Origin of the sequence: Kingella sp. (in: b-proteobacteria) (genome assembly GCF_030527935.1) — a bacterium.
Lineage (GTDB): Bacteria > Pseudomonadota > Gammaproteobacteria > Burkholderiales > Neisseriaceae > Kingella_B.
Genome location: NZ_JAUMZV010000037.1, coordinates 1 through 20,506 on the forward strand (window position 1 = coordinate 1; position 20,506 = coordinate 20,506).

25 protein-coding genes are annotated in these 20,506 nt (G+C 53.8%); 10 read left to right on the top strand and 15 right to left on the bottom strand.

Going from position 1 to position 20,506, the window contains the following annotated elements; genetic code table 11:
• Positions 1-243 precede the first annotated feature (243 nt).
• From tpx to galT, 4 genes are all read right to left on the bottom strand, one after another.
• On the bottom strand, positions 244-738 hold the full coding sequence (tpx, locus tag Q4A85_RS10640; RefSeq protein WP_303110174.1) for a thiol peroxidase: 495 nt from the start codon (positions 736-738) through the stop codon (positions 244-246).
• Positions 739-851: 113 nt separating this feature from the next.
• Entirely contained in the window at positions 852-1,028 is a 177-nt protein-coding gene (locus Q4A85_RS10645) for a hypothetical protein (RefSeq protein WP_303110176.1), read from the bottom strand.
• Positions 1,029-1,214: 186 nt separating this feature from the next.
• Positions 1,215-2,360: a galactokinase gene (gene galK / locus Q4A85_RS10650; RefSeq protein ID WP_303110178.1), complete on the bottom strand. Its 1,146-nt coding sequence runs from the start codon at positions 2,358-2,360 to the stop codon at positions 1,215-1,217.
• A gap of 118 nt (positions 2,361-2,478) precedes the next feature.
• Entirely contained in the window at positions 2,479-3,513 is a 1,035-nt protein-coding gene (galT, locus tag Q4A85_RS10655) for a galactose-1-phosphate uridylyltransferase (RefSeq protein ID WP_303110179.1), read from the bottom strand.
• 285 nt (positions 3,514-3,798) lie between these two features.
• Here galT and mglB point away from each other — a divergent pair, with 285 nt between their 5' ends.
• On the top strand, positions 3,799-4,869 hold the full coding sequence (gene mglB / locus Q4A85_RS10660; RefSeq protein WP_303110181.1) for a galactose/glucose ABC transporter substrate-binding protein MglB: 1,071 nt from the start codon (positions 3,799-3,801) through the stop codon (positions 4,867-4,869).
• 178 nt (positions 4,870-5,047) lie between these two features.
• Here the strand turns inward: mglB and Q4A85_RS10665 are convergent, their stop codons facing one another.
• Positions 5,048-5,182 carry a hypothetical protein gene (locus Q4A85_RS10665; RefSeq protein WP_303110183.1) on the bottom strand — a complete coding sequence of 45 codons (135 nt, stop codon included), beginning with the start codon at positions 5,180-5,182 and terminating at the stop codon, positions 5,048-5,050.
• A 33-nt stretch (positions 5,183-5,215) separates the two neighbouring features.
• Here Q4A85_RS10665 and mglA point away from each other — a divergent pair, with 33 nt between their 5' ends.
• Positions 5,216-6,742, top strand: coding sequence for a galactose/methyl galactoside ABC transporter ATP-binding protein MglA (mglA, locus tag Q4A85_RS10670; RefSeq protein WP_303110185.1), 1,527 nt, complete (start codon positions 5,216-5,218; stop codon positions 6,740-6,742).
• 22 nt (positions 6,743-6,764) lie between these two features.
• On the opposite strand, the gene Q4A85_RS10675 is transcribed toward mglA, so the two are convergent.
• Positions 6,765-6,920, bottom strand: coding sequence for a hypothetical protein (locus Q4A85_RS10675; RefSeq protein WP_303110187.1), 156 nt, complete (start codon positions 6,918-6,920; stop codon positions 6,765-6,767).
• Between the two features lie 12 nt (positions 6,921-6,932).
• On the opposite strand from Q4A85_RS10675, the gene mglC reads away from it, so the two are divergent.
• Entirely contained in the window at positions 6,933-7,940 is a 1,008-nt protein-coding gene (gene mglC, locus Q4A85_RS10680) for a galactose/methyl galactoside ABC transporter permease MglC (protein WP_303110189.1), read from the top strand.
• Between the two features lie 386 nt (positions 7,941-8,326).
• On the opposite strand, the gene Q4A85_RS10685 is transcribed toward mglC, so the two are convergent.
• Positions 8,327-8,506 (bottom strand): hypothetical protein, encoded by a 180-nt coding sequence (locus tag Q4A85_RS10685; RefSeq protein WP_303110190.1) that lies wholly within the window; start codon positions 8,504-8,506, stop codon positions 8,327-8,329.
• 168 nt (positions 8,507-8,674) lie between these two features.
• Here Q4A85_RS10685 and Q4A85_RS10690 point away from each other — a divergent pair, with 168 nt between their 5' ends.
• The 4 genes from Q4A85_RS10690 to Q4A85_RS10705 all read left to right on the top strand — a co-directional run bounded on the left by Q4A85_RS10690 (position 8,675) and on the right by Q4A85_RS10705 (position 12,365).
• Positions 8,675-9,550: a tetratricopeptide repeat protein gene (locus Q4A85_RS10690; protein WP_303110192.1), complete on the top strand. Its 876-nt coding sequence runs from the start codon at positions 8,675-8,677 to the stop codon at positions 9,548-9,550.
• A gap of 211 nt (positions 9,551-9,761) precedes the next feature.
• Positions 9,762-10,799, top strand: coding sequence for a tRNA preQ1(34) S-adenosylmethionine ribosyltransferase-isomerase QueA (queA, locus tag Q4A85_RS10695; protein ID WP_303110219.1), 1,038 nt, complete (start codon positions 9,762-9,764; stop codon positions 10,797-10,799).
• A gap of 43 nt (positions 10,800-10,842) precedes the next feature.
• A complete protein-coding gene (locus Q4A85_RS10700; RefSeq protein WP_303110194.1) occupies positions 10,843-11,307 on the top strand; it encodes a hypothetical protein in 465 nt (154 codons plus the stop codon).
• 128 nt (positions 11,308-11,435) lie between these two features.
• Complete coding sequence (locus tag Q4A85_RS10705; RefSeq protein WP_303110196.1) at positions 11,436-12,365, top strand: Dyp-type peroxidase; 930 nt, start codon at positions 11,436-11,438, stop codon at positions 12,363-12,365.
• 265 nt (positions 12,366-12,630) lie between these two features.
• On the opposite strand, the gene Q4A85_RS10710 is transcribed toward Q4A85_RS10705, so the two are convergent.
• The 5 genes from Q4A85_RS10710 to Q4A85_RS10730 all read right to left on the bottom strand — a co-directional run bounded on the left by Q4A85_RS10710 (position 12,631) and on the right by Q4A85_RS10730 (position 16,681).
• Positions 12,631-13,143: a hypothetical protein gene (locus Q4A85_RS10710; RefSeq protein WP_303110198.1), complete on the bottom strand. Its 513-nt coding sequence runs from the start codon at positions 13,141-13,143 to the stop codon at positions 12,631-12,633.
• A gap of 34 nt (positions 13,144-13,177) precedes the next feature.
• Complete coding sequence (locus Q4A85_RS10715) at positions 13,178-13,516, bottom strand: hypothetical protein (protein ID WP_303110200.1); 339 nt, start codon at positions 13,514-13,516, stop codon at positions 13,178-13,180.
• Positions 13,467-13,874 (bottom strand): hypothetical protein, encoded by a 408-nt coding sequence (locus Q4A85_RS10720; RefSeq protein WP_303110202.1) that lies wholly within the window; start codon positions 13,872-13,874, stop codon positions 13,467-13,469. Before Q4A85_RS10720 ends, Q4A85_RS10715 begins: the two co-directional genes overlap by 50 nt.
• 14 nt (positions 13,875-13,888) lie before the next feature.
• A complete protein-coding gene (mnmC, locus tag Q4A85_RS10725; RefSeq protein WP_303110204.1) occupies positions 13,889-15,643 on the bottom strand; it encodes an FAD-dependent 5-carboxymethylaminomethyl-2-thiouridine(34) oxidoreductase MnmC in 1,755 nt (584 codons plus the stop codon).
• 339 nt (positions 15,644-15,982) lie between these two features.
• On the bottom strand, positions 15,983-16,681 hold the full coding sequence (locus Q4A85_RS10730; RefSeq protein WP_303110206.1) for a hypothetical protein: 699 nt from the start codon (positions 16,679-16,681) through the stop codon (positions 15,983-15,985).
• Positions 16,682-17,023: 342 nt separating this feature from the next.
• On the opposite strand from Q4A85_RS10730, the gene pyrF reads away from it, so the two are divergent.
• Positions 17,024-17,770, top strand: a complete 747-nt coding sequence (gene pyrF, locus Q4A85_RS10735) for an orotidine-5'-phosphate decarboxylase (RefSeq protein ID WP_303110207.1) — start codon at positions 17,024-17,026, stop codon at positions 17,768-17,770.
• Here the strand turns inward: pyrF and Q4A85_RS10740 are convergent.
• Positions 17,733-17,882: a hypothetical protein gene (locus Q4A85_RS10740; protein ID WP_303110209.1), complete on the bottom strand. Its 150-nt coding sequence runs from the start codon at positions 17,880-17,882 to the stop codon at positions 17,733-17,735. The genes pyrF and Q4A85_RS10740 overlap by 38 nt on opposite strands.
• A gap of 291 nt (positions 17,883-18,173) precedes the next feature.
• On the opposite strand from Q4A85_RS10740, the gene Q4A85_RS10745 reads away from it, so the two are divergent.
• Together Q4A85_RS10745 and Q4A85_RS10750 are read left to right on the top strand one after the other, a co-directional pair.
• Positions 18,174-18,659 (top strand): ricin-type beta-trefoil lectin domain protein, encoded by a 486-nt coding sequence (locus Q4A85_RS10745; protein WP_303110211.1) that lies wholly within the window; start codon positions 18,174-18,176, stop codon positions 18,657-18,659.
• Entirely contained in the window at positions 18,619-18,753 is a 135-nt protein-coding gene (locus Q4A85_RS10750) for a hypothetical protein (RefSeq protein ID WP_303110213.1), read from the top strand. The genes Q4A85_RS10745 and Q4A85_RS10750 overlap by 41 nt, the downstream gene beginning before the upstream one ends.
• 143 nt (positions 18,754-18,896) lie before the next feature.
• Here the strand turns inward: Q4A85_RS10750 and Q4A85_RS10755 are convergent, their stop codons facing one another.
• Positions 18,897-19,646 (bottom strand): vancomycin high temperature exclusion protein, encoded by a 750-nt coding sequence (locus Q4A85_RS10755; protein WP_303110215.1) that lies wholly within the window; start codon positions 19,644-19,646, stop codon positions 18,897-18,899.
• 120 nt (positions 19,647-19,766) lie between these two features.
• The gene (gene grxB, locus Q4A85_RS10760) at positions 19,767-20,414 is read right to left on the bottom strand and encodes a glutaredoxin 2 (protein ID WP_303110217.1); all 648 of its coding nucleotides are present in this window, start codon (positions 20,412-20,414) and stop codon (positions 19,767-19,769) included.
• Positions 20,415-20,506 lie beyond the last annotated feature (92 nt).

Genomic DNA, 20,506 nt, shown 5'->3' on the forward strand with positions numbered 1-20,506 from the left:
TACCACCAATCTCTTGGACGGCACATTCTCGGACATGAAACGGCTTTTGAGGTGTTATCAGGGGATGAGTAAGGATGGCAGGATTAGGTTTATTAAAGACTATTTTTCCAAAAAATGAACTTGCAGCAGTAAATTTGTTACTTAGCGGCTATGTTCTTGGATTTAGCAGTAAATTTGTTACTTACGCCTGAAAACGCATAACCCCGTTTTCAGGCTGCCTTTGTTTACAGCAAGGACGACCGATTACAAAACCGCAATCGCCGCATCGTAATCAGGCTCTTCTTTGATTTCGGGCACGAGACCAACGTGCAGCACTTTGTCGTGTTCATCCAGCACCACCACCGCGCGGGCAGTCAAACCGCGCAACGCGCCATCGGCCAGTGCCACGCCGTAATCCTGCGCAAAGTTGCTGCGGAAGCTAGACAGCGTTACCACGTTGTCCAAGCCTTCCGCGCCGCAAAAACGCGCTTGGGCAAAGGGCAAATCGGCAGAAATGCACAGCACAACGGTGTTGGCTAATGCTGATGCGCGTTGGTTAAACGTGCGCACCGATTGTTGGCACACGCCTGTGTCAATGCTGGGGAAAATATTGAGCACTTTGCGCTTGCCTGCAAAATCCGCCAGCGTTTTGTCGGATAAATCGGCGGCGGTGAGCGTGAATGCGGGTGCGGCTGCGCCGACAGCGGGCAATGCGCCGTTGAGTTGTACGGGTTGTCCAGCGAGTGTAACGGTTGTCATGATTCAGTTTTCCTTGTGGTGGGTTGAGTGAATTTCAGGCTGCCTTGGGCGCGCCTGAAACTAAGTGCTTTTAGTGCGCTGCGTTTATCGTCAAATGTCCGCCCAATGCGCCGTCAAAAGCAGGCGAATAGTAGCGCAACGGCGATAAACGTGGCAAGCGGGTAGGGCAAAGGCAGCCTTATCCATTTGTCCAAATCTTTGATTTGGGTATAAATGGTTATACCGCAGCGCAACGCGCAAGGTTGAAAACCTAAAATGGAGTGGCGACGGCTCGTCGCCAAATGCTGCATTTAAGAACCTGTATTCACTATTTCCATAGACAGATTTTATGACATAAAAGCGCGGCTACTGCGTTAAAAATGCTCGCAAGGTGTCCAACCTTGCTGCGCTTTTTGCCTTGTATCCGCGCTTTTATGTCATAAAATCTGTCTATGGAAATAGTGAATACAGGTTCTAAATCTCAAACCATCAAAAAATCATTCAACCACGCTCACCCCTGCCTGCGGCGTGCACACAAACACTTCTTCTTGCAGCCCCGTGCGTGCGTGGTAATACTGGGCGATGTGTTGGCGCACGGCGTTTACCAAATCGTGTGGCGCAAGGACGACGATGCAGCCGCCGAAGCCTCCGCCTGTCATGCGTGCGCCGCCGCGTTCGCCGATGATTTCGCTGGCGAGTGCCACCAGCGTGTCCACGGCGGGGTGGGTGATTTCAAATTCGTCGCGCATGCCTGCGTGGCTGGCGGCCATTAGGCGGCTTAGGGCGGCGATGTCGTTGCGGCGCATGGCAGCGGCGGCATCGAGCGTGCGCTGGTTTTCTTGAATGATGTAGCGGGCGCGGCGGGCGGCGGTTGCGTCCAAGCCGTGCTTGCCTGCGTCAAACTGGGCGAGCGATAGGTCGCGCAGGGCGGGTACGCCAAAATGGGCGGCGGCGGCTTCGCATTGGGCGCGGCGGGTGTTGTATTCGCTGCCCACCAAGCCGCGTTGCACATGGCTGTGGATAATCATAATCGCCAAGCCTGAGGGAATGGGCACGGCTTCGGTGTGCAGGCTGCGGCAGTCAATCAACACGGCGTGCCCTGCTTGCCCGCGCGCGCTGGTGAGTTGGTCCATGATGCCGCAGTTGCAGCCGACAAAGCGGTTTTCGGCGTATTGCCCGATTTGGGCGATTTCGGTTTCGCTTAAAGGCAGCCTGAAAATATGTTGCACGGCTTTGCCGATGGCGACTTCCAGCGCGGCGGACGAGCTTAACCCTGCGCCTTGTGGCACGTTGCCGCTGACGGCGATGTCCACGCCTTCGGGCAGCCTGAAACCGCGTTCGGCTAATACCCAAATCACGCCGCGAATGTAGTTTGCCCATTGTTTTTCGGATGGGGCGATGGGCGCGTCTAGCGAAAATTCGTCGCGCTCGTTGTAATCGGCGGCATACACTCGCACGCTGCGGCTGCCGTTGGGGGCGATGGCGACGTGGGTGGCGAAGTCTATGGCGCAGGGCAGTACGAAGCCGTCGTTGTAGTCGGTGTGTTCGCCGATAAGATTGACACGACCGGGGGCGCGAATGAGCGCGGCGTGGGGGCGGGCGAATTGTTGTTGGAAGAGTTGGGGGAGTGGGGTGGGGGTCATGGGGGGTTCCTTCTGAAAACAGGTTTGGTAGTTCACATCGTGTGGGCAAGCAAGTTGCCCACCCTGCTTATTTTCAGGCTGCCCTTGTTGATAAAAACAGCCACAGGCAGCCTGAAAATCATCGCTCCAAATAATGCACCAGCGACAACGCCGCCAATCTTTCCGCCGCTTGCTCCGCCGTTAAATCGCGTTGCGCTTCGGCAAGCATTTCATAGCCCACCATAAACTTGCGCACGGTTGCCGAGCGCAGCAGCGGCGGATAAAAATGCGCGTGCAGCGTCCATTCGGGGTGCGCTTCGCCGTCAAACGGCGCGCCGTGCCAGCCCATTGAATAGGGGAAGCTGGTTTCAAACAGGTTGTCGTAGCGCGTGGTGAGCTGCTTCAATGCCAATGCCAAATCGGCGCGTTCGGCGGGCGACAAATCGGTGATGCGCTGGGCGGGGAATTTGGGCAACAGCAGCGTTTCAAACGGCCACGCCGCCCAATAGGGCACAACCGCCAGCCAATGCGCGGTTTCCACCACGATGCGCTCGCGGCGGCGCAATTCTTCGGCGGCATAATCGTGCAACAAATTGCTGCCATGCAGCCTGAAATAGCGTTGCTGCGCGGCGTGCGCTTTGGCGGGCAAGTCGGGCAGAAAATCGCTCGCCCAAATCTGCCCGTGCGGGTGCGGATTGGAGCAGCCCATCACCGCGCCTTTGTTTTCAAAAATCTGCACCCAGCGGTAGCTTTGCCCCAGCTCGGCGGCTTGCGCTTGCCACACGGCTATCACGCGCTCAATTTCAGGCTGCGTGAGCTGCGGCAGGGTTTTGCTGTGGTCGGGCGAAAAGCAGATGACACGGCTGATGCCGCGCACGCTTTGGCTTTGAAACAGCAGGTTGGCGTTGTCGCTAAACACGGGCGTGTCGGGCAGGAGAGCGGAAAAATCGTTGGTGAACACGAATGGCTCGGCGTAATCGGGATTGGTTTCGCCGTTGATGCGCGTGTTGCGCGGGCAAAGGTAGCAGGCGGGGTCGTGGGCGGGCTTGGGCGCGGTGTCGGCTTTTTCTTGCTGCCCTTGCCACGGGCGTTTGGCGCGATGGGGGGAGACTAAAATCCAGCTTTCCGTTAAAGGGTTATAGCGGCGGTGGGGGTGGTCGGCGGGGGAGAACATGGGATGGATACTCGCGTGTAGTGTTGTGAAACAGAATTTTGGCTATTTTATGGCGAATTTTTACGAAAACATACATTTTTTTTCAATTTAAATTCAAATCGTTTGCCCAATGGCAAAATTTGTGGGTTTACAAAGTTTTTCGTTTGGTAGAAACTTGTTCATTGTAGTTTTGTGTAGTTGGCTGTATTGCGCAGCTAATCTGTTCAAATTGGTTTTCAGGCTGCCTTGGGCATCTGGCAATAGGCAGCCTGAAAACGATGTAAACCCACTTTTGGAGATGTAATCATGCAATTTAAACCAACATTTTTGGCTACGGTTTTGTGCGCCACTTTGGGCTTGTCAGCTTGCGGCGATGCGGGCAACAACAGCGCGCCTGCGGGCAATGCTTCGGGCGCGCAAGCGGCGCAATCCAGCGGCGCGGCTGCGGTGGGCGAAGGCGCAAAAGTTGGCGTTACCATTTATAAATATGACGACAACTTTATGTCGTTGATGCGCAAGGCTTTGGAAAACGAAGCGGCAACGCACAAAACGGCTGAATTGCTGCTCAACGATTCGCAAAACAGCCAATCTACGCAAAACGACCAAGTGGACGTATTGCTGTCCAAAGGCGTGAAAGTGTTGGCGATTAACTTGGTTGACCCCGCCGCCGCGCCGACCATTATCAGCAAAGCCAAAGCGGCGGATGTGCCTGTGATTTTCTTTAACAAAGACCCTGGGGAAGCCGCGTTGAAAACCTACGACAAGGCTTATTTTATCGGCACCAATCCGCAAGAATCGGGCGAAATCCAAGGCAAATTGGTGGGCGATTCTTGGAAAGCGCATCCTGAGTGGGATTTGAACAAAGACGGCGTGATTGATTATGTGTTGCTCAAAGGCGAACCTGGTCATCCCGATGCGGAAGCGCGCACCAAATATGTGGTGGAAAAACTGAAAGCCGATGGCTACAAAGTGAAACAGTTGCAACTGGATACAGGGATGTGGGACGCTGCCAAAGCCAAAGACATCATGCAGGCTTGGCTGGCAGGGCCTAGCGGCAAGCAGATTGAAGTGGTGTTGTCTAACAACGATGCGATGGCAATGGGCGCGGTGGAAGCGATGAAAGCGCAAGGCAAAGTGTTGCCCACCTTTGGCGTGGATGCGCTGCCCGAAGCCTTGCAAATGATTAAAGCCGACACGCTATCGGGCACGGTGTTAAACGATGGCGACACGCAAGCCAAAGCGATTTACGCGCTGGCGGTGGATTTGGCAAACGGCAAAGACCCGAAACAAAATCCTGAATTGAAGCTGGAAAACAATATGATTCGCGTGCCTTATGTGGGCGTGGATAAAGCCAATTTGGATAAATTTGCGAAGTAAGCGATAGGCTGCCTTGTAAGAACCTGTATTCACTATTTTCATAGGCATCTTTAATGCCCTAAAAACGCGGCTACCGCGTTAAAAATGCTCGCAAGGTGTCCAACCTTGCTGCGCTTTTTGCCTTGTATCCACGCTTTTATGTCATCAAATCTGCCTATGCAAATAATGAATACAGGTTCTAAGACCCAAAGGCAGCCTGAAAACTGAAATGGCGATATAAACGTTTAGCTGTTTCAGGCTGCCTTAAATGGTATCTTGTTCCGCAAAAGGCAGCCTGAAAACGCTGTTGCCACCCTTTAATCTCAATCGCCATAACCACCACCATAACAACAACAGGACAACCCCCATGACCGCTTCGCCCCCCAACCCCACGCAGCCTGAACACGAAATCCTGCTCGCCATGACCGATGTGCACAAAGCCTTCCCTGGTGTCAAAGCCTTGGATGGTGTAAACCTAACCGTGAAAGCCCATTCGGTGCACGCGCTGATGGGCGAAAACGGCGCAGGCAAATCCACGCTGCTCAAATGCCTGTTTGGCATCTACGCCAAAGATTCGGGCAGCATTCAATTTTTGGGCAAAGAAGTCAATTTCAGCAGCGCGAAAGAAGCGTTGGAAAACGGCATTTCTATGGTGCATCAAGAGCTGAATTTGGTGAAACAGCTCACGGTGATGGACAACCTATGGCTGGGGCGATACCCCACCAAAGGCTTGTTTGTGGACACAGCCAAAATGTTTGCCGACACGCAAGCCATCTTCAACGAGCTAGACATCCACATCAACCCGCGCGAAAAAGTGGCGAAACTATCCGTTTCCGAAATGCAAATGATAGAAATCGCCAAAGCCTTCTCGTATAACGCCAAAATCGTCATCATGGACGAGCCGACTTCATCGCTATCAGAAAAAGAAGTCGCCCATCTGTTTAAAATCATTGAAAAACTGAAACAACGCGGCTGCGGCATCATCTATATCTCGCACAAAATGGAAGAAATTTTCAAAATTTGCGATGAAACCACCATTTTGCGCGATGGCAAATGGATAGACACGCTAGAAGTTGCCCAAACCAATATGGACGAACTGGTCGCCAAAATGGTGGGGCGCAGCTTAACGCAACGCTTCCCAGAAAAAACCAACACGCCCAGCGAAGTGGTGTTGCAAGTGAGCCATTTAACCGCGAAAAATCAACCGTCTATCCAAGATGTGAGCTTTGAATTGCGCCAAGGCGAAGTGTTGGGCATTGGCGGCTTGGTGGGCGCAAAACGCACCGATATTGTGGAAACGCTGTTTGGCATCCGCGAAAAACAAGGCGGCGAAGTGCGCGTGCATGGCAAGCTGGTGAACAACCATTCGCCTGTGGATGCGATTAAAAACGGCTTTGCGCTGGTAACCGAAGAACGGCGCAGCACGGGCATTTTTGGTGGGCTAGACATCAGCTTTAACTCGTTGATTTCCAACATTCGCGGCTACGAAAAATCTGGCTTTTTGAATAACAAAAAAATGAAAGAAGACACGCAATGGGTGATTGATGCCATGCGCGTGAAAACTCCCGCGCACAAAACGCGCATCGGCTCGCTATCGGGCGGCAACCAGCAAAAAGTGATTTTGGGACGCTGGCTGCTCACCAGCCCCGAAATTTTGATGCTAGACGAACCCACGCGCGGCATTGACATCGGCGCGAAATTTGAAATTTATCAACTGATTAACGATTTGGCGGCGCGCGGCAAAGCGGTGATTATGATTTCATCCGAAATGCCCGAATTGCTCGGCATCACCGACCGCATCCTTGTGATGAGCGCGGGGCGCGTGGCGGGCATAGTGGAAACCGCGAAAACCAGCCAAGAAGAGATTTTGCAGCTATCGGCGAAGTATCTGTAAATCGTTTTTCAGGCTGCCTGAATCAGGTGATGGCAGAGCCGATAGGCAGCCTGAAAAAGCCAAATGGGCATTTGCCCGCATCGCTGTTTAAATAGTCGTTCAACCCAATTAAAACTTCACAGGCAGCCTGAAACCCCGCAATACACCGCGCAAGGCAGCCTGAAAAACCATCCCCCAAAGGAAACCCAATATGAGTACCGCTTCCAACCAAGCCTTTGAGCTATTTAAAAACTATGCACTCTATTTTGTGCTGCTGATTTTGCTGGCGGTGATTGTCTCCAAAGACACCAGCTTTTTGAGCCTAACCAATTTCAGCAATATTTTGACCCAATCATCCGTGCGCGTGATTATCGCGCTGGGCGTGGCGGGGCTGATTGTTACGCAGGGCACGGATTTGTCCGTGGGGCGGCAAGTGGGGCTGGCGGCGGTGGTTTCCGCCACGCTGTTGCAATCAGTGGACAATGTCAACAAAGTGTTCCCTAATTTGGGCGAAGTGCCGATTCCGCTGGTTATCCTGCTGGCGTGCGCCATTGGCGCGGTGATTGGCTTGGTGAACGGCATCATCGTAACCGTGTTAAACGTAACGCCGTTTATCGCCACGCTCGGCACGATGCTGATTATCTACGGCATCAATTCGCTGTATTACGACCATGTTGGCTCTGCGCCGATTGCGGGCTTCACCGAAAGCTATTCGCAGTTCACGCAAGGCTTTTTCCGCCTTGGCGGCTTTCGCCTGTCGTATATCACCGTGTATGCGCTGGTGGCGATTGTGTTGATGTGGATTATTTGGAACAAAACGCGCTTTGGCAAAAACCTGTTTGCCATCGGCGGCAACCCCGAAGCGGCGCGGGTGTCGGGCGTAAACGTTACGCTTAACCTGCTCGGCGTTTATACGCTATCGGGCGTGTTCTATGCCTTTGGCGGCTTGCTGGAAGCGGGGCGCATCGGCTCGGCAACCAACAACTTGGGCTTTATGTATGAAATGGACGCGATTGCCGCTTGCGTCATCGGCGGCGTGTCGTTTAGCGGCGGCGTGGGCACGGTGGTTGGCGTGGTGATGGGCGTGGTGATTTTCACGCTGATTAACTACGGTTTGAGCTACATCGGCGTGAGCCCCTATTGGCAATACATCATCAAAGGCACGATTATTGTGATGGCGGTGGCGATTGATTCGCTGAAACACGCTAAGAAAAAATAGGCAGCCTGAAAACAAAAACAGCACGCGCAAAACGTGCTGTTTTTTGTGTACGGAGAGAATAGCGTTCCAGGCTGCCTGAAACCTTTGTAAAAGCCTTAGGGGCTGCAAAATAAGAAATGTTGTTTATCGTAGGTCGGGCATTTATGCCCGACGACACGGGCATAATTTGATTTTACATATGCCACAAATTTAAGAACCTGTATTCACTATTTCCATAGACATCTTTTATGCCCTAAAAACACGGCTACTGCGTTAAAAATGCTCGCAAGGTGTCCAACCTTACTGCGCTTTTTGCCTTGTATCCGCGCTTTTATTTCATAAAATCTGCCTATGGAAATAGTGAATACAGGTTCTTAGTTTTTGCAAAGATTTCTGCCTATCGTGGTTTATCGCTTCAACATCATAATCACATTAAACAAGCTGGCACACAGCAAGAAAATAATAGAAATTTTGAGTAAATTCCCACGCAGTATGCTGGTGTGTTTTAAGTTTTCGCGCTTGTGGTTCAGATTGCTTATCAGCGATTCTTGCGGCGCGTTGGCGCGGGATTTGGGTTTGTTTGCCATCGTTTTATCCTTTGAAAAGAAAGGATTATAACACAATCCCGTTTTCAGGCTGCCTTTGTGTCTTTAAACATACAGAAACGCCCTAAGGCAGCCTGAAAATAGGGGCATCTGAAAAGATATGTTAAAATGTCGTCTGTTCAATTCATTAGATTAACAAGGAATAACATCATGGCAGCAAACAATTCTGGTAAAACCATTGCCGTTCTTGCCCTTGTGGGCATTTTGGGCGCGGGCGCGTTTATGGGCAATTCGTGGCTCAACGCGCAACACGCCGACCACAATATTTTGTTAAACGACTTTGGCGCGTTCCAAAGCGCGTTATCAGGCGATGCCGATGCGCAATACACCGTGGGCAAGTTTTATGCCGATTCGGGCGATTGGCAAAACGGCATCTTCTGGCTCAACAAATCCGCCGACCAAAACAACACCCAAGCCCTAAGCGAAACCGCGATGGCGTATTTGGACGGCAGAGACGGCGTGCCCAAAGATGTGAACCACGCCTGCCGCAACTTGGAAAAAGTGTACGACTTGCATAAAGATGCCGCCAACGCCGCCAACGCAGGCTTCTGCTACGATGAAAGTATGCAAGCCTTTGCCCAAGCCTTGCCGTTTTACAAAGTCGCCGCGCAATCGGGCAACAACGCCGTGCGCTACAAACTGGCTCGCCTGTATGATTTAGGGCAGGGCACAGAACAAAACTACGACACCGCCGCGTATTGGTATCGCCAAGCCGCCAAAGGCAACAACGCGCCCGCCTTGTATTCGCTCGCGCTGATGTATATGCAAGGGCATGGCGTGCCCAAAAGCCCCTTTGCGGCTTATGTGTTAGCCAAATCTGCGCAAGCCAAGCAAAGCGGCAACGATAGCAACGAGCTGGCTCGCCGCAACTTTGACAGCAAGCTGTCGGAAATTGAAACCGCTTATCTGCCCAACGCGCCCAAAGCCAAAGCCGAAGTGGAGCAATATGTGAAATCGCACAGCGGCGAAGAAACGCTTGCGCTGATTGATGGGCGCGTGCCTTATACTGAAATTGCGCCTGAGTAATCTGCGGCGTTATTTGGGCAGCCTGAAAAACCGTTTTCTCTCTTTTTTCAGGCTGCCTATTGGCAAATATCAAAGGCAGCCTGAAAAGCCCGCAGCGGTGGTTTTCAGGCTGCCTAAACTATTCCATCCAACCCGAAAAGGCAGCCTGAAAACAATCCCCAACCCGCGTATAATCCCGCCCCTTGCCCATCTCTTAAACAAAATTCCAACCATGCAACTTTCCGATTTTGATTTCACGCTCCCCGAGCATCTTATCGCGCAAAACCCGCCTGCCCAGCGTGGCAACAGCCGCCTGCTGGTTGCGCTGCCCGATGCGTCGCCTGCCGACCAAACCTTTTTAGACCAACAGTTTTCCGATTTGCCGCGCTACATCAACGCGGGCGATGTGCTGGTGTTCAACAACACCAAAGTGATGCGCGCGCGGCTGTTTGGGCAAAAAGCCAGCGGCGGCAAAATTGAAGCCCTGATTGAGCGCGTGCTGGATGCGCACACCGCGCTGGCGCACATTCGCTCGTCCAAATCGCCCAAGGCAGGCGCGGAGCTGATTTTTGACGGCGGCATCCACGCCACCATGCTGGAACGCGCCGATGAGCTGTTCAAAATCCAGTTTGCGGGCAAGCAAACGGTGTACGAATTATTGGAACAGCACGGCAAATTGCCGCTGCCGCCGTATATCGCGCGCGCGGCTGATGCGGCGGACGATGAGCGTTATCAAACCGTGTACGCCAAGTTCCAAGGCGCAGTTGCCGCGCCCACCGCAGGCTTGCATTTCACCGATGCGCTGTTAGGCAGCCTGAAAGCCAAAGGCGTGGAGTTTGCCGAAGTAACGCTGCACGTGGGCGCGGGCACATTCCAGCCTGTGCGCGTGGACAACATCGCCGAGCACAAAATGCACAGCGAATGGTTTGACGTGCCCGCCGACACGGTTGCCAAAATCGCCGCCGCCAAGCAGCGCGGCAGCAAAGTGTGGTCGGTGGGCACGACTTCGCTGCGGGCGATTGAATCCGCCGCCCGTTCAGGCAGCCTGAAAGCAGGGCAGGACGACACCGATATTTTCATCACCCCCGGTTTTCAGTTCCAAGTGATAGACCGCTTGATTACCAACTTCCACCTGCCAAAATCCACGCTGCTGATGCTGGTGTCGGCGTTTTCAGGCTGCGATAAAATCCGCGCGGTGTATCGCCACGCGGTTGCACAGCAATACCGTTTTTTCAGCTACGGCGATGCGATGATTTTGGCGCGCGAATAGGCAGCCTGAAACGCTGTTTTGCCCCGTTTACAAAGGAATAACCATGTGGCGCACCCCCATCTTTTTGCTGCTGCTTGCCAGCCTAACCGCTTGTTCTGCCAACAATAAACTGCTGGCGACGTGGGCAGACAAAGCCCCGTTTATCAACCAAATGGAAATCAACGCGGTGGACAAAAATGCCCGCGAGCTGTTGCGCAAAACCAGCAAGCTCACCGCAGGCGCAACCGCCCAGCACAACGTTAAACTGGCGGCAGGCAAGCACTACGCCTTTTTTGCCGACTGCGCCGATGAATGCAGCAACATAGATTTAGCCTTGCAACAAGACGGCGCAACGCTGAAAGCCGACACCGCGGCGGATGCTTCGCCGATGTTTGGCTTTTACGCCACGCAAGCGGGCAGCTACCAGCTTGTGCCGCAGATGGTTTCTTGCGTGAACGCGGATAAAAAGGGCTGCAAATATGCGGTGCAGGTGTTTGAGAGCGAGCGGCAGTTGATTGCGGATGAGTGAGATGCGGTGGGCGATAAAGGCAGCCTGAAAACGGGGTTTAAGCGTTTCAGGCTGCCTAATTTGCTTTCCATTTTTTCAACTCTTATAATCGCGCCGCAAACCGCGAACAACTGAAAAATAGGATAAAAATGACTGATATTCAATCTCAACGCGTAACCGATACGCCCAACGAAAACACCATTTTTATGGTGTGGAATTTCAAAGACGGCATCGACGCTTCCCCCGCATTCAAAAGCCTGTGCGGCTTAATCGGCAATCTCAACAATTCTGCCACCAATCGTTTTCCGCAACAAAAAGCCAGCGTGGTGCTGGGCATCAGCCACGGCGCATGGCTGCGCTTGGATTTGCCGCAGCCGTTGCCGCGCGAGTTAGCCGAATTTGCCCCCATCAAAGGCGCGAAACACACTGCCGTTGCCACCCGTGGCGATGTGCACTTGCATTTGCGTGCTGAGCAGCAAAGCGTGTTATACGATATGGCAGCCGTTTTAACGGACTTGCTCACGCCAGCGGCGGACTGCGTGGAAGAAGTGCACGGCTTTCGCTATTGGGATGGGCGTTCCATCTTGGGCTTTGTGGACGGCACGGAAAACCCGCACGACCCCGCCGAGCGTGCGCATTTTGCGATTATTGGCAAGGAAGACGAAGCCTATCAGGGCGGCAGCTATGTGTTCGTGCAAAAATATCTGCACGACATGAACGCATGGCGCAAGCTGCCCGTTGCCGAGCAAGAGAAAGTAATCGGACGCAGCAAGCAAGACGATATTGAAATGGATGATGATGAAAAGCCCGCCAATTCGCATATTGCTTTGGCGAATGTGGGCGATGAGTTTAAGGTGGTGCGCGACAATATGCCGTTTGGGCGCGCGGGCGCAAACGAAATGGGCACCTATTTTATTGCTTATGCCCGCACGTTTAGCACGGTAAAAAAGATGCTGGATAATATGTTTATCGGCAACCCAACAGGCAATTATGACCGTATTTTGGATTTCAGCACCGCGCATACGGGCACGCTGTTTTTTGCGCCGCCGATGGATATGTTGGATGAATTTGCTGAGTAACAAAGCAAAACAAACAGCCGCTGATTTTGAGCGGCTGTTTTTTGTGGGCGGGATTGGGCAGGGAAAGGCAGCATGAAATCTAAGAACCTGTATTCACTATTTCCATAGACATCTTTTATGCCCTAAAAACGTGGCTACTGCGTTAAAAATGCTCGCAAGGTGCCCAACCTTGCTGCGCTTTTTGCCTTGTATCCGCGCTTTTATTTCATAAAATCTGCCTATGGAAATAGTGAATACAGGTTCTTAGATTTCAGGCTGCCCTTGTTTACCGCATCATGTGCATCCAACCAAATGTTACAACCGCCAGCCCTGCGCTGATGATGCTCATGGCGATGCAGCCTTTTAAAAAGCCGATAAAGTGGAAACGAAAATTGCGCCTGCCTGCGCAATGCGCGGTGTTGGGGAGCAGAAACAGCGGCGAGCCGAGCGTGCAAATCAGCAGCCAGTCCAACAGCAATAAATCCACTGCATTCCACGCCATGCCCATCAGCCAGAGATGGCAAAAAAGGGTGGCAAACGATGCTGGCTGCCCTGCGTAAGCGAGCAGCGTGATGGCGATGGCAAAGGCGAACAGTATGGCAAAGACTGCGGCGGCAAATAGGGCGGTGCGTCTTTTTTGCGCAGGCGTGGGCGCGGGAAGAGCGGCGGCTTGTTGCATATCGGGTGGGTAGTCGTGTGCCATTGCCCAAGGAAAATGACGCAGGCATAGGGCAACGAACAGCAGCCACAGCAGCGACCAGATGATGCTGGATAGGATAAGGGCGAGGATGTTGAGCATGGGTGTGCGTGGGAAAAATCAAGAAATATTTGATTTAGTCGGCGCGTAGGGTGTGTACCACAGGCACGCACGCGGTTGGACTGGATTGGCTTGTAAACCGCGTGCGCAGCGAAGCTGCACACCCTACTGGTAAAGGCAGCCTGAAACTGTTGGATATGTTTTCAGGCTGCCTTGGGCTATGGGCGTTGGCGGGCTTTTTGGCAGCTTTCTGATGAGCGTAGCTCTCAATGTTTATTTGGCGACGAGCCGTCGCCGCTCCATAGGCTGCGGTGGAAAATAGGCAGCCTGAAAATGGTGAAACGGTAGGGATAAGCCTGATGGGTTTATCCTTTTTGTTCTCTGTTTTGCAGATGGTGCAGCAATTTTTCGCCATCGGTGATGCGGCTGAGCGTTTGCACAAAGGCGATGGCGTGTCCGAGTGTGGTTTTGATTTCGCAGGCGGGCAGGGGGTTGTGTTCTAGGGAAATGAAAGGGTTTAGTTGTTGGTAAAAGGTTTGGTTAGCGATGCCGAGATGGTCGGTTTGTTGCACGTTGCCGTTGGCGCGTCCGTAGGCGACGATGCCGCGTTTTGATGCGTAGAGAAAGACGTAGTCGCCTTGGGCGATGCGGGCGATTTTTTCTTTGTAGCCGTCTTCAAAGGCGGCGGCGACGTGGTTATCCAGCATAAAGCGGTGGTCTTGGGGGTGGCGGGCAAGGTTGGTGTTGAGTAGGAAGTATTGCGGGGTGGGCATGATGGGGCTCGGGGTTATGTTTTGCTGCGGATGATTTGGCGGATGATGAGACGGTTGGGGTTTAGGGCTTGGCGCAGGCGTTCGGATAGGGGGCGGGGGGTGTGGCAGATTTGGGCGGCGATTTCGGCGGCGCAGATGGGGGCGGTGGCGAGCCCGCGGCTGCCGTGGGCGGTGTTGGTGTAGGCGTTGGGCAGGTAGGGGCAGGGGGTGGCGATGCGGTAGTTTTTGTCTAGGGCGTAGGCGGCATAGGTGGTGCGTAGGGCGGCGGGGTCGCTGATTGCGCCAACGGCGGGGAGATGGTCGTGGCAGTCGCAGCGGGTGGCGGTGTGTCCTTTGGGGTGGGTTTTGTTGGGATTTGCTGCGTTGGGTTTCAGGCTGCTTGAATGGGTGGGTTGGTTTGGGATTGGTTCAAATTCGTTTTCAGGCTGCCCAATCGGTTGCGCGGCATAGTAATCGGCAAACTGTTGGGCGAGATAGGGGGAAAGTTGGGCGAGTGCTTGGCGGTTGGCGGCTTCGTCTGCGTGTTGCCATTGGCGGCTGGGGTTGTTGGGGGCGAAGGTTGCGCCGTAGCAGTGTTCGCCTTGCCATGCGGGGGAGATGTAGGATGCGGCGGATAGGGCGGTTTTCAGTTTCAGGCTGCCTTGGGTGGCGGGGGCGATGCTGGTTTGCCCGCGGATGATTTGGAAAGGGTAGTGTTGGATGATGGGGGTGTGGGCGTTGTCTGCGCCTGTGCAAAAGACGATGTGGCTGCCTGAAAAGATGCCGTTGGGGGTGTGGACGCGCCATTGCTCGCCGCTGTGGTGGATGCTGTGGGCGGGCGTGTGGCGGTGGAGCGTGATGTTGGGGTGGCGCAGCAGGGCGTGGATAAGCGCGGGCGGGTTGAGCCATGCGCCTTGTTGCCAATATAGCCCGTTTTGGGCGATGGGGATGCCTGCGATTTGGCTGGCTTGGGCGGGCGAGACGGGACGGTAAAGGTGTTGATAATGCGGGTTTTGGGCTAGTTGGGTGTTGCGCTGGGTTTCGCTCTCGTTGTGGTTGAGATGCAGCACGCCACTTGCGCCCCAGTTTTGCTGTTGCGGGAACAGGCGTTGCAGCAGGCGGCGGGTGTAGCCGTAGCCTGCGAGCAGCAGCTCGGTTTGAGCGGTGGCGTGGGGGGAGATTTTGGCGTAGAGCAGCCCTTGTTGATTGCCTGATGCGGCTTGGGCGGGGGCGTGGGCTTCCAGCACGGTTACGCGCGCGCCACGTGTGGCGCATTCGTGGGCGGTGGCTGCGCCTGCGATGCCTGCGCCGATGATAAGCACATGGGGTGGGGATTGTGTTTTCAGCCTTGCACGTTGCGCTGCGGCATCCCCCTTTATACCCAAATCGGAGATCTGGACAAAGGGGTAAGGCTGCCTTTGTGGCGGCTGTTGCCATGCTTTGAGCGGCTGGGCGGGCTGTTGGGCGATGGGCACGGTGTGCCAGATGATGTTTTCAGGCTGCGGGAAGTGTTCGTGCAGATGGCTGGCGGCGTGCGGTGGCAGCAGCCAAAGGTCGGTTTCAGGCTGCCATTGGCGGATGTAGTTCACGGCATCGTACACAAGGCAGCGCGTGGTTTCTTGCCATGCTTGAGCAAGAGCGTGCTGTTGCTCGTTTTCAGGCTGCCATGGTGGGATAACGTGGTTATCGGTCAGGCAGAAGATAAGATGCTGGCTATCGGGATGCTGGGCGAGATGGGCTTGGATGTGGGCAAGGCTGGGGATGTTTGCCCATGCGTGGATGCGGGTCATGGTTGGGGTAAATGGAAAATGGCGTGTTTACAGCGTGGTGGTCGTGTGAACAATCTGAAACCTTTGCAAAACCTAAAACACAACAAGAAATAGTCAATTCTCCGTCATTCCCGTGCAGGCGGGAATCTTGGTTAAATTCATGCAATGGATTGTTTTTACACACATTTATGAATATCTGACAAGATTCCCGCCTACGCGGGAATGACGGCATTTCTTAATGTTTCAGGCTACTGCCTGGGGTTTTGCAAAAGTTTCAATCTTGTAAACAATGATGTAAACAAGGGTCATACAAACCAAAAGGCAGCCTGAAAACAGAATTTCAGGCTGCCTTATGATTAACTACTTCGCAGGGGCGGACGATTCATGCCCTTTTTCAGGCTTCCCTTGCAGATATTTCAACGCTTTTTCGGTGTCGGTGGCGGTGTGCAACACCGAAGTTTCATCGGCTAGGGTAAACATTTCGTGCGATTTAATCGCATCGCTGTATTGCACAATCGCTTTGGCGTAAACGCGGTTGGCTTCCGCCATTTGCTTGGCAGCGGGAGCGAGCTTGTTGGCAAATTCGGCTGTGCCGCAAGCATCCCAATCCAGCAGCACCATTTGGTCGGAAGCATCGGCGATTTTGTCCAACGCGGGGGCAAGCGTTGCCACCAATTCTTTGCCCAACACGGTTTGCAATTTTAAGGCTTGGATCTGCGGCGCGATGTCGGCATACAGCAAGCGTTGCGAATTGTAAAACGATTGATACGCGCTGCAACTGGGCTCAAAGCCCGCTTTGTAGCTCCAATTTTTGGCGTTTTGGCGCACTTCCATGTTGCTGATATTGGAAGCGGCGAAAATATCTTGAATGGCCTGCAAATCGGCGTTTTCTAGGTCGGACAATTTGGCTTTTTTGTCTGCTTTTTTGTAACCACGGTTGGCGGATGAATGTCCGCTGCCCCCGCTGCCGCCGCTGGATACGGGCGCATCTTCCGATTGACCACACGCCGCCAGCAGCCCCACCAATGTTAAAACGAATAGAGTTCGCAAGCTGTTCATAAATTTTCCTTATTTTGTAACGTGCAAAAAGCAATAGAACCATTGTAAAGAAAAAAAATAATCTTTACAAATTATAGTCGTTCCACACAGCCTTATACCGCGTTGGCCCGCCCACCACGGGCGAAATGGTTTGTTGCCAAATCGTAGATTTGGACAAAGCCAGTTTTGCTGTACTACTTGTACTATCTGCGGCTCGCCGCCTTGTCTAAGGCTGTGTGGAACGACTATATTAGAGAAAAAACTGAATACACTAAGCCGCGGGGCAGCCTGAAAACACTAGCCTGCGAGAAACTGCGTTAAAACGTGTAAAATAACCTTTTTTTGCAAAAACGAGACTGCACCATGAACCCTTTGATGACCGATTACCCGCTTTCCACCCAGCCCACGCCCGTGATTGTGGCGCTGGATTTTGCCAACGAAGCCGACACGCTGGCGTTTGTGCGCCGCTTGTCGCCCGAATTGTGCCAGTTAAAAATTGGTAAAGAATTGTTTACCGCCACGGGGCGCGCGTTGGCAGAAAAGCTCATTCATCAAGGCTTTAAGCTGTTTTTGGATTTGAAATACCACGATATTCCCAACACCGTTGCCAGCGCGTGCAAAGTGGCGGCAGAGATGGGCGTGTGGCTGGTGGATATGCACGCTGCGGGCGGGCGGCGCATGATGGAAGCGGCGGCAGAAGCGGTGGCAAATTATGCGCATCGCCCGCAGTTGATTGGCGTAACCGTGCTCACCAGCATGACGGCGGAAGATTTGCGCGAAATCGGTTTCAACCAGCAGCCTGAAACGCTGGTGCTGCAATGGGCGAAATTGGCTCAAGCATCGGGGCTGGATGGCGTGGTGTGTTCGGCGCAGGAAGCGCGGCTATTGCGGCAGCATTTGGGCAACGAATTTTTGCTGGTAACCCCTGGTATCCGCTTGGATACGGCGAATAATCGGGATGACCAGCGGCGCATTATGACCCCGCTGGCTGCGTTGAACGCGGGGGCGAGCTATTTGGTGATGGGGCGACCGATTACGCAGGCGGATGACCCTGCGGCGGTGTTGCGGGGGATTAACGCGGATGCGGCGCAGTTGATGCGGGGGGAGTAGGGCGGGATAAGCTGATGATGCGCTGTTGCTGTTTTGTTTTGCGTTTCAGACTGCCTATTGCGCGGATGCAAAGGCAGCCTGAAAACGCCAAATGGTAGGGTGGACAATTCACTTGCCCACCAAAACGTTAAAGCTATCCGCCATGGTGGGCAAGCAAGTTGCCCATCCTACACACTGCTATTAAGAACCTGTATTCACTATTTCCATAGATATCTTTTATGCCCTAAAAACGTGGCTACTGCGTTAAAAATGCTCGCAAGGTGTCCAACCTTACTGCGCTTTTTGCCTTGTATCCGCGCTTTTATTTCATAAAATCTGCCTATGGAAATAGTGAATACAGGTTCTAAGGTTTTGCTAAGACAGCCTGAAAACCCATCTCATTGTTATCACGAAAGAAATCCGTATGAAAAAATCTTTAACCGCCATGCTGTTGCCGCTGCTGCTCACCGCCTGCGGCGTTTCCCTGCCCGATACCATCCACATTGATGCCCGCGAGCCAAGCCACCATAGCCATCGCTCCGAGCGCGATGCGGAAGGGCTGATTCGCACCACACAAGGGGAATGCTTGGACATCCATGGCGACGACCACCGCAGCCTAATCCGCTATCGCTGCCACGGGCAGGCGAACCAACTGTTCCGCTGGGATGGGCGCAGCGGTACCATCCGCCAAAACGCGCGTTGTCTGGACGTGGCAGGCGACGAAACCCGCGACGGCAGCCGCGTGATTTTGTTTGCCTGCAACGGCAAGGACAACCAGCGTTGGTATGCCGATGGCAGCCGCATCCGCAGCGTGGCTTCGGGCAAATGCCTTGATGCGGCGGAAAGCCATCTGGCAATTCGCGCGTGCAATGGCAGCCGCGCGCAGCAGTTTGATTGGGGCGGGCGATAGGGGCAAGGGCACGGCTTGCCAGCAAGCCGTAGGGCGCGGGGATGGTTTCAGGCTGCCTAATATTGCACCCGCGGTTAGGCAGCCTGAAAACTGAAATGGAGCGGCGACGGCTCGTCGCTAAATTGGGCTGGTTGGTGTGATGTAAGCGAAATATCGGCGAGCTGCCGACGCTCCATTGGTTACAGGTTTTACAAAATTTTCAGACTGCCTTTGGAAATACCAAGGCAGCCTGAAACGCTAATCGGGCAGGTGGATGGCTTCGCCGCTGTGTTTGGGCTGTTTGCCTGTAAGCAAATCCAGATACATTTTGATGCGTGCGCCATATTCGCGGACGCGGGTTTTGAAGCCGCCTGCGTAGATTTTTACATCGGCGGCGTTGTAGGCGGTGGCGTGGATGCCGTGGGCGCGGGCTAGGTACACGGCGCGTTCGTTGTGGAATTTTTGTGAGACGATGATGTAGCTTGGCTGCACGAAGATGCTGCGGGCGCGGAGTACGGAGTCTAGGGTGCGGATGCCTGCGTAGTCGGGGATGATGCGCTCGGCAGGGATGCCTTGGGCGATAAGGGCGGCTTTCATGGCTTCGGGTTCGTTGTAGCCGCGTTTACGGTTGTCGCCGCTGACGATGATGTAGCGGACTTTGCCTGCGCGGTAGAGTTCGGCGGCGGCGCGGATGCGGTGGGCGAAGTAGAGATTGCTGCGCCCGTCGGCAAGGGTGGGGGATGTGCCCAGCAGTAGGGCGGCTTTTTGCGCGGGGATTTGCGCGGCGTTGTCGTAGAGATAGGCGGCGGTTTGGCGTTGGGTGTGCCAGTTGGCGAGCAGGGCGATGGCGGTGAGCAGGGCGAATAGGGCGATGGCGAGAATAAGCGGGGTTTTCATGGGGTGGGTTGGGTTTTGTGGGGTGGATGGGGCAGGGCAGCCTGAAAACGGTTTTTGTTTTTCAGGCTGCCGATTGTTTTTCAGGCTGCCTATTGTGTGTATTGTATTCATGTTAGGCAGCCTGAAAACGGTTAAACGTGTTGCCAATGGGCGATTGAGCCATCGCAACGTATGCGCTGGCGTTCATCGTGTAACCAGTTTTCAGGCTGCCTATATGTGCCGCTTGGCGCATCACACGGCGCAGTCAAAATAGGTGTTGATTTGGCTGCGTGCTGCCATGTTGGCGATGTAGTCTTGCACCACTTGCGGGAACTGGATGCCGCGCACCATGCTGAGATTGCGCAGCATGGGGAAGATGATGATGTCTTCCATGCTGATGTCGCTACCGTTGAGCATATCGCTGTGGATTTGGCTGGCTAGGGCGTGCAAGTCGCGGTGGATTTGGGCGAGCAGCTCGGGCGTTTTGTCTAGCATTTGGGCGATGCCTGTGCCAACGCTGGCTTCTTTTTTCAGGATAAAGTACACCACGGCGGATGGCGTGGCGAACTCGGGCAAGCCAAGCTGGATACTGCGGGGGAACAGCAGTTGGTTGTAATATTCGCCCACTTGGTCTGCCCATGCTTGGATGCTGGAGCGGATGGTTTCGTTGATGGGCGTATTGGCTTGCGCGGCGATGTGGCGCACGATGTCTAGGCTTTCGCCCATGTGGCTGCCATCGTCTTTTTGCAGGATGGGCACTTGTTTTGCGCCGATGAGCCCGATGGGCGTGGCTTCATCATCGTTGGCGAGCGTGATGAGTTCCACGGGGGTTTGGGTAAGCCCAAATGCCATGCGGGCGCGAACGCAGAACGGGCAATGGTCGTAGATGTAGAGTTTCATGGGGTGTCCTTTGTGGGAAGTTTTTGCGAAAAAAATGATGGGGCTGTCCTAGATAACTAGGATAAATTACTTCTTACCAATTGTTTTAAAAT

What these genes read in the sequence shown, in the direction of transcription:
- tpx (WP_303110174.1), bottom strand. Translation starts at nt 738, where the DNA reads ATGACAACCGTTACACTCGCTGGACAACCCGTACAACTCAACGGCGCA.
- Q4A85_RS10645 (WP_303110176.1), bottom strand. Translation starts at nt 1,028, where the DNA reads ATGCAGCATTTGGCGACGAGCCGTCGCCACTCCATTTTAGGTTTTCAA.
- galK (WP_303110178.1), bottom strand. Translation starts at nt 2,360, where the DNA reads ATGACCCCCACCCCACTCCCCCAACTCTTCCAACAACAATTCGCCCGC.
- galT (WP_303110179.1), bottom strand. Translation starts at nt 3,513, where the DNA reads ATGTTCTCCCCCGCCGACCACCCCCACCGCCGCTATAACCCTTTAACG.
- mglB (WP_303110181.1), top strand. Translation starts at nt 3,799, where the DNA reads ATGCAATTTAAACCAACATTTTTGGCTACGGTTTTGTGCGCCACTTTG.
- Q4A85_RS10665 (WP_303110183.1), bottom strand. Translation starts at nt 5,182, where the DNA reads ATGGCGATTGAGATTAAAGGGTGGCAACAGCGTTTTCAGGCTGCCTTT.
- mglA (WP_303110185.1), top strand. Translation starts at nt 5,216, where the DNA reads ATGACCGCTTCGCCCCCCAACCCCACGCAGCCTGAACACGAAATCCTG.
- mglC (WP_303110189.1), top strand. Translation starts at nt 6,933, where the DNA reads ATGAGTACCGCTTCCAACCAAGCCTTTGAGCTATTTAAAAACTATGCA.
- Q4A85_RS10685 (WP_303110190.1), bottom strand. Translation starts at nt 8,506, where the DNA reads ATGGCAAACAAACCCAAATCCCGCGCCAACGCGCCGCAAGAATCGCTG.
- Q4A85_RS10690 (WP_303110192.1), top strand. Translation starts at nt 8,675, where the DNA reads ATGGCAGCAAACAATTCTGGTAAAACCATTGCCGTTCTTGCCCTTGTG.
- queA (WP_303110219.1), top strand. Translation starts at nt 9,762, where the DNA reads ATGCAACTTTCCGATTTTGATTTCACGCTCCCCGAGCATCTTATCGCG.
- Q4A85_RS10700 (WP_303110194.1), top strand. Translation starts at nt 10,843, where the DNA reads ATGTGGCGCACCCCCATCTTTTTGCTGCTGCTTGCCAGCCTAACCGCT.
- Q4A85_RS10705 (WP_303110196.1), top strand. Translation starts at nt 11,436, where the DNA reads ATGACTGATATTCAATCTCAACGCGTAACCGATACGCCCAACGAAAAC.
- Q4A85_RS10710 (WP_303110198.1), bottom strand. Translation starts at nt 13,143, where the DNA reads ATGCTCAACATCCTCGCCCTTATCCTATCCAGCATCATCTGGTCGCTG.
- Q4A85_RS10715 (WP_303110200.1), bottom strand. Translation starts at nt 13,516, where the DNA reads ATGGCGAAAAATTGCTGCACCATCTGCAAAACAGAGAACAAAAAGGAT.
- Q4A85_RS10720 (WP_303110202.1), bottom strand. Translation starts at nt 13,874, where the DNA reads ATGCCCACCCCGCAATACTTCCTACTCAACACCAACCTTGCCCGCCAC.
- mnmC (WP_303110204.1), bottom strand. Translation starts at nt 15,643, where the DNA reads ATGACCCGCATCCACGCATGGGCAAACATCCCCAGCCTTGCCCACATC.
- Q4A85_RS10730 (WP_303110206.1), bottom strand. Translation starts at nt 16,681, where the DNA reads ATGAACAGCTTGCGAACTCTATTCGTTTTAACATTGGTGGGGCTGCTG.
- pyrF (WP_303110207.1), top strand. Translation starts at nt 17,024, where the DNA reads ATGAACCCTTTGATGACCGATTACCCGCTTTCCACCCAGCCCACGCCC.
- Q4A85_RS10745 (WP_303110211.1), top strand. Translation starts at nt 18,174, where the DNA reads ATGAAAAAATCTTTAACCGCCATGCTGTTGCCGCTGCTGCTCACCGCC.
- Q4A85_RS10750 (WP_303110213.1), top strand. Translation starts at nt 18,619, where the DNA reads ATGGCAGCCGCGCGCAGCAGTTTGATTGGGGCGGGCGATAGGGGCAAG.
- Q4A85_RS10755 (WP_303110215.1), bottom strand. Translation starts at nt 19,646, where the DNA reads ATGAATACAATACACACAATAGGCAGCCTGAAAAACAATCGGCAGCCT.
- grxB (WP_303110217.1), bottom strand. Translation starts at nt 20,414, where the DNA reads ATGAAACTCTACATCTACGACCATTGCCCGTTCTGCGTTCGCGCCCGC.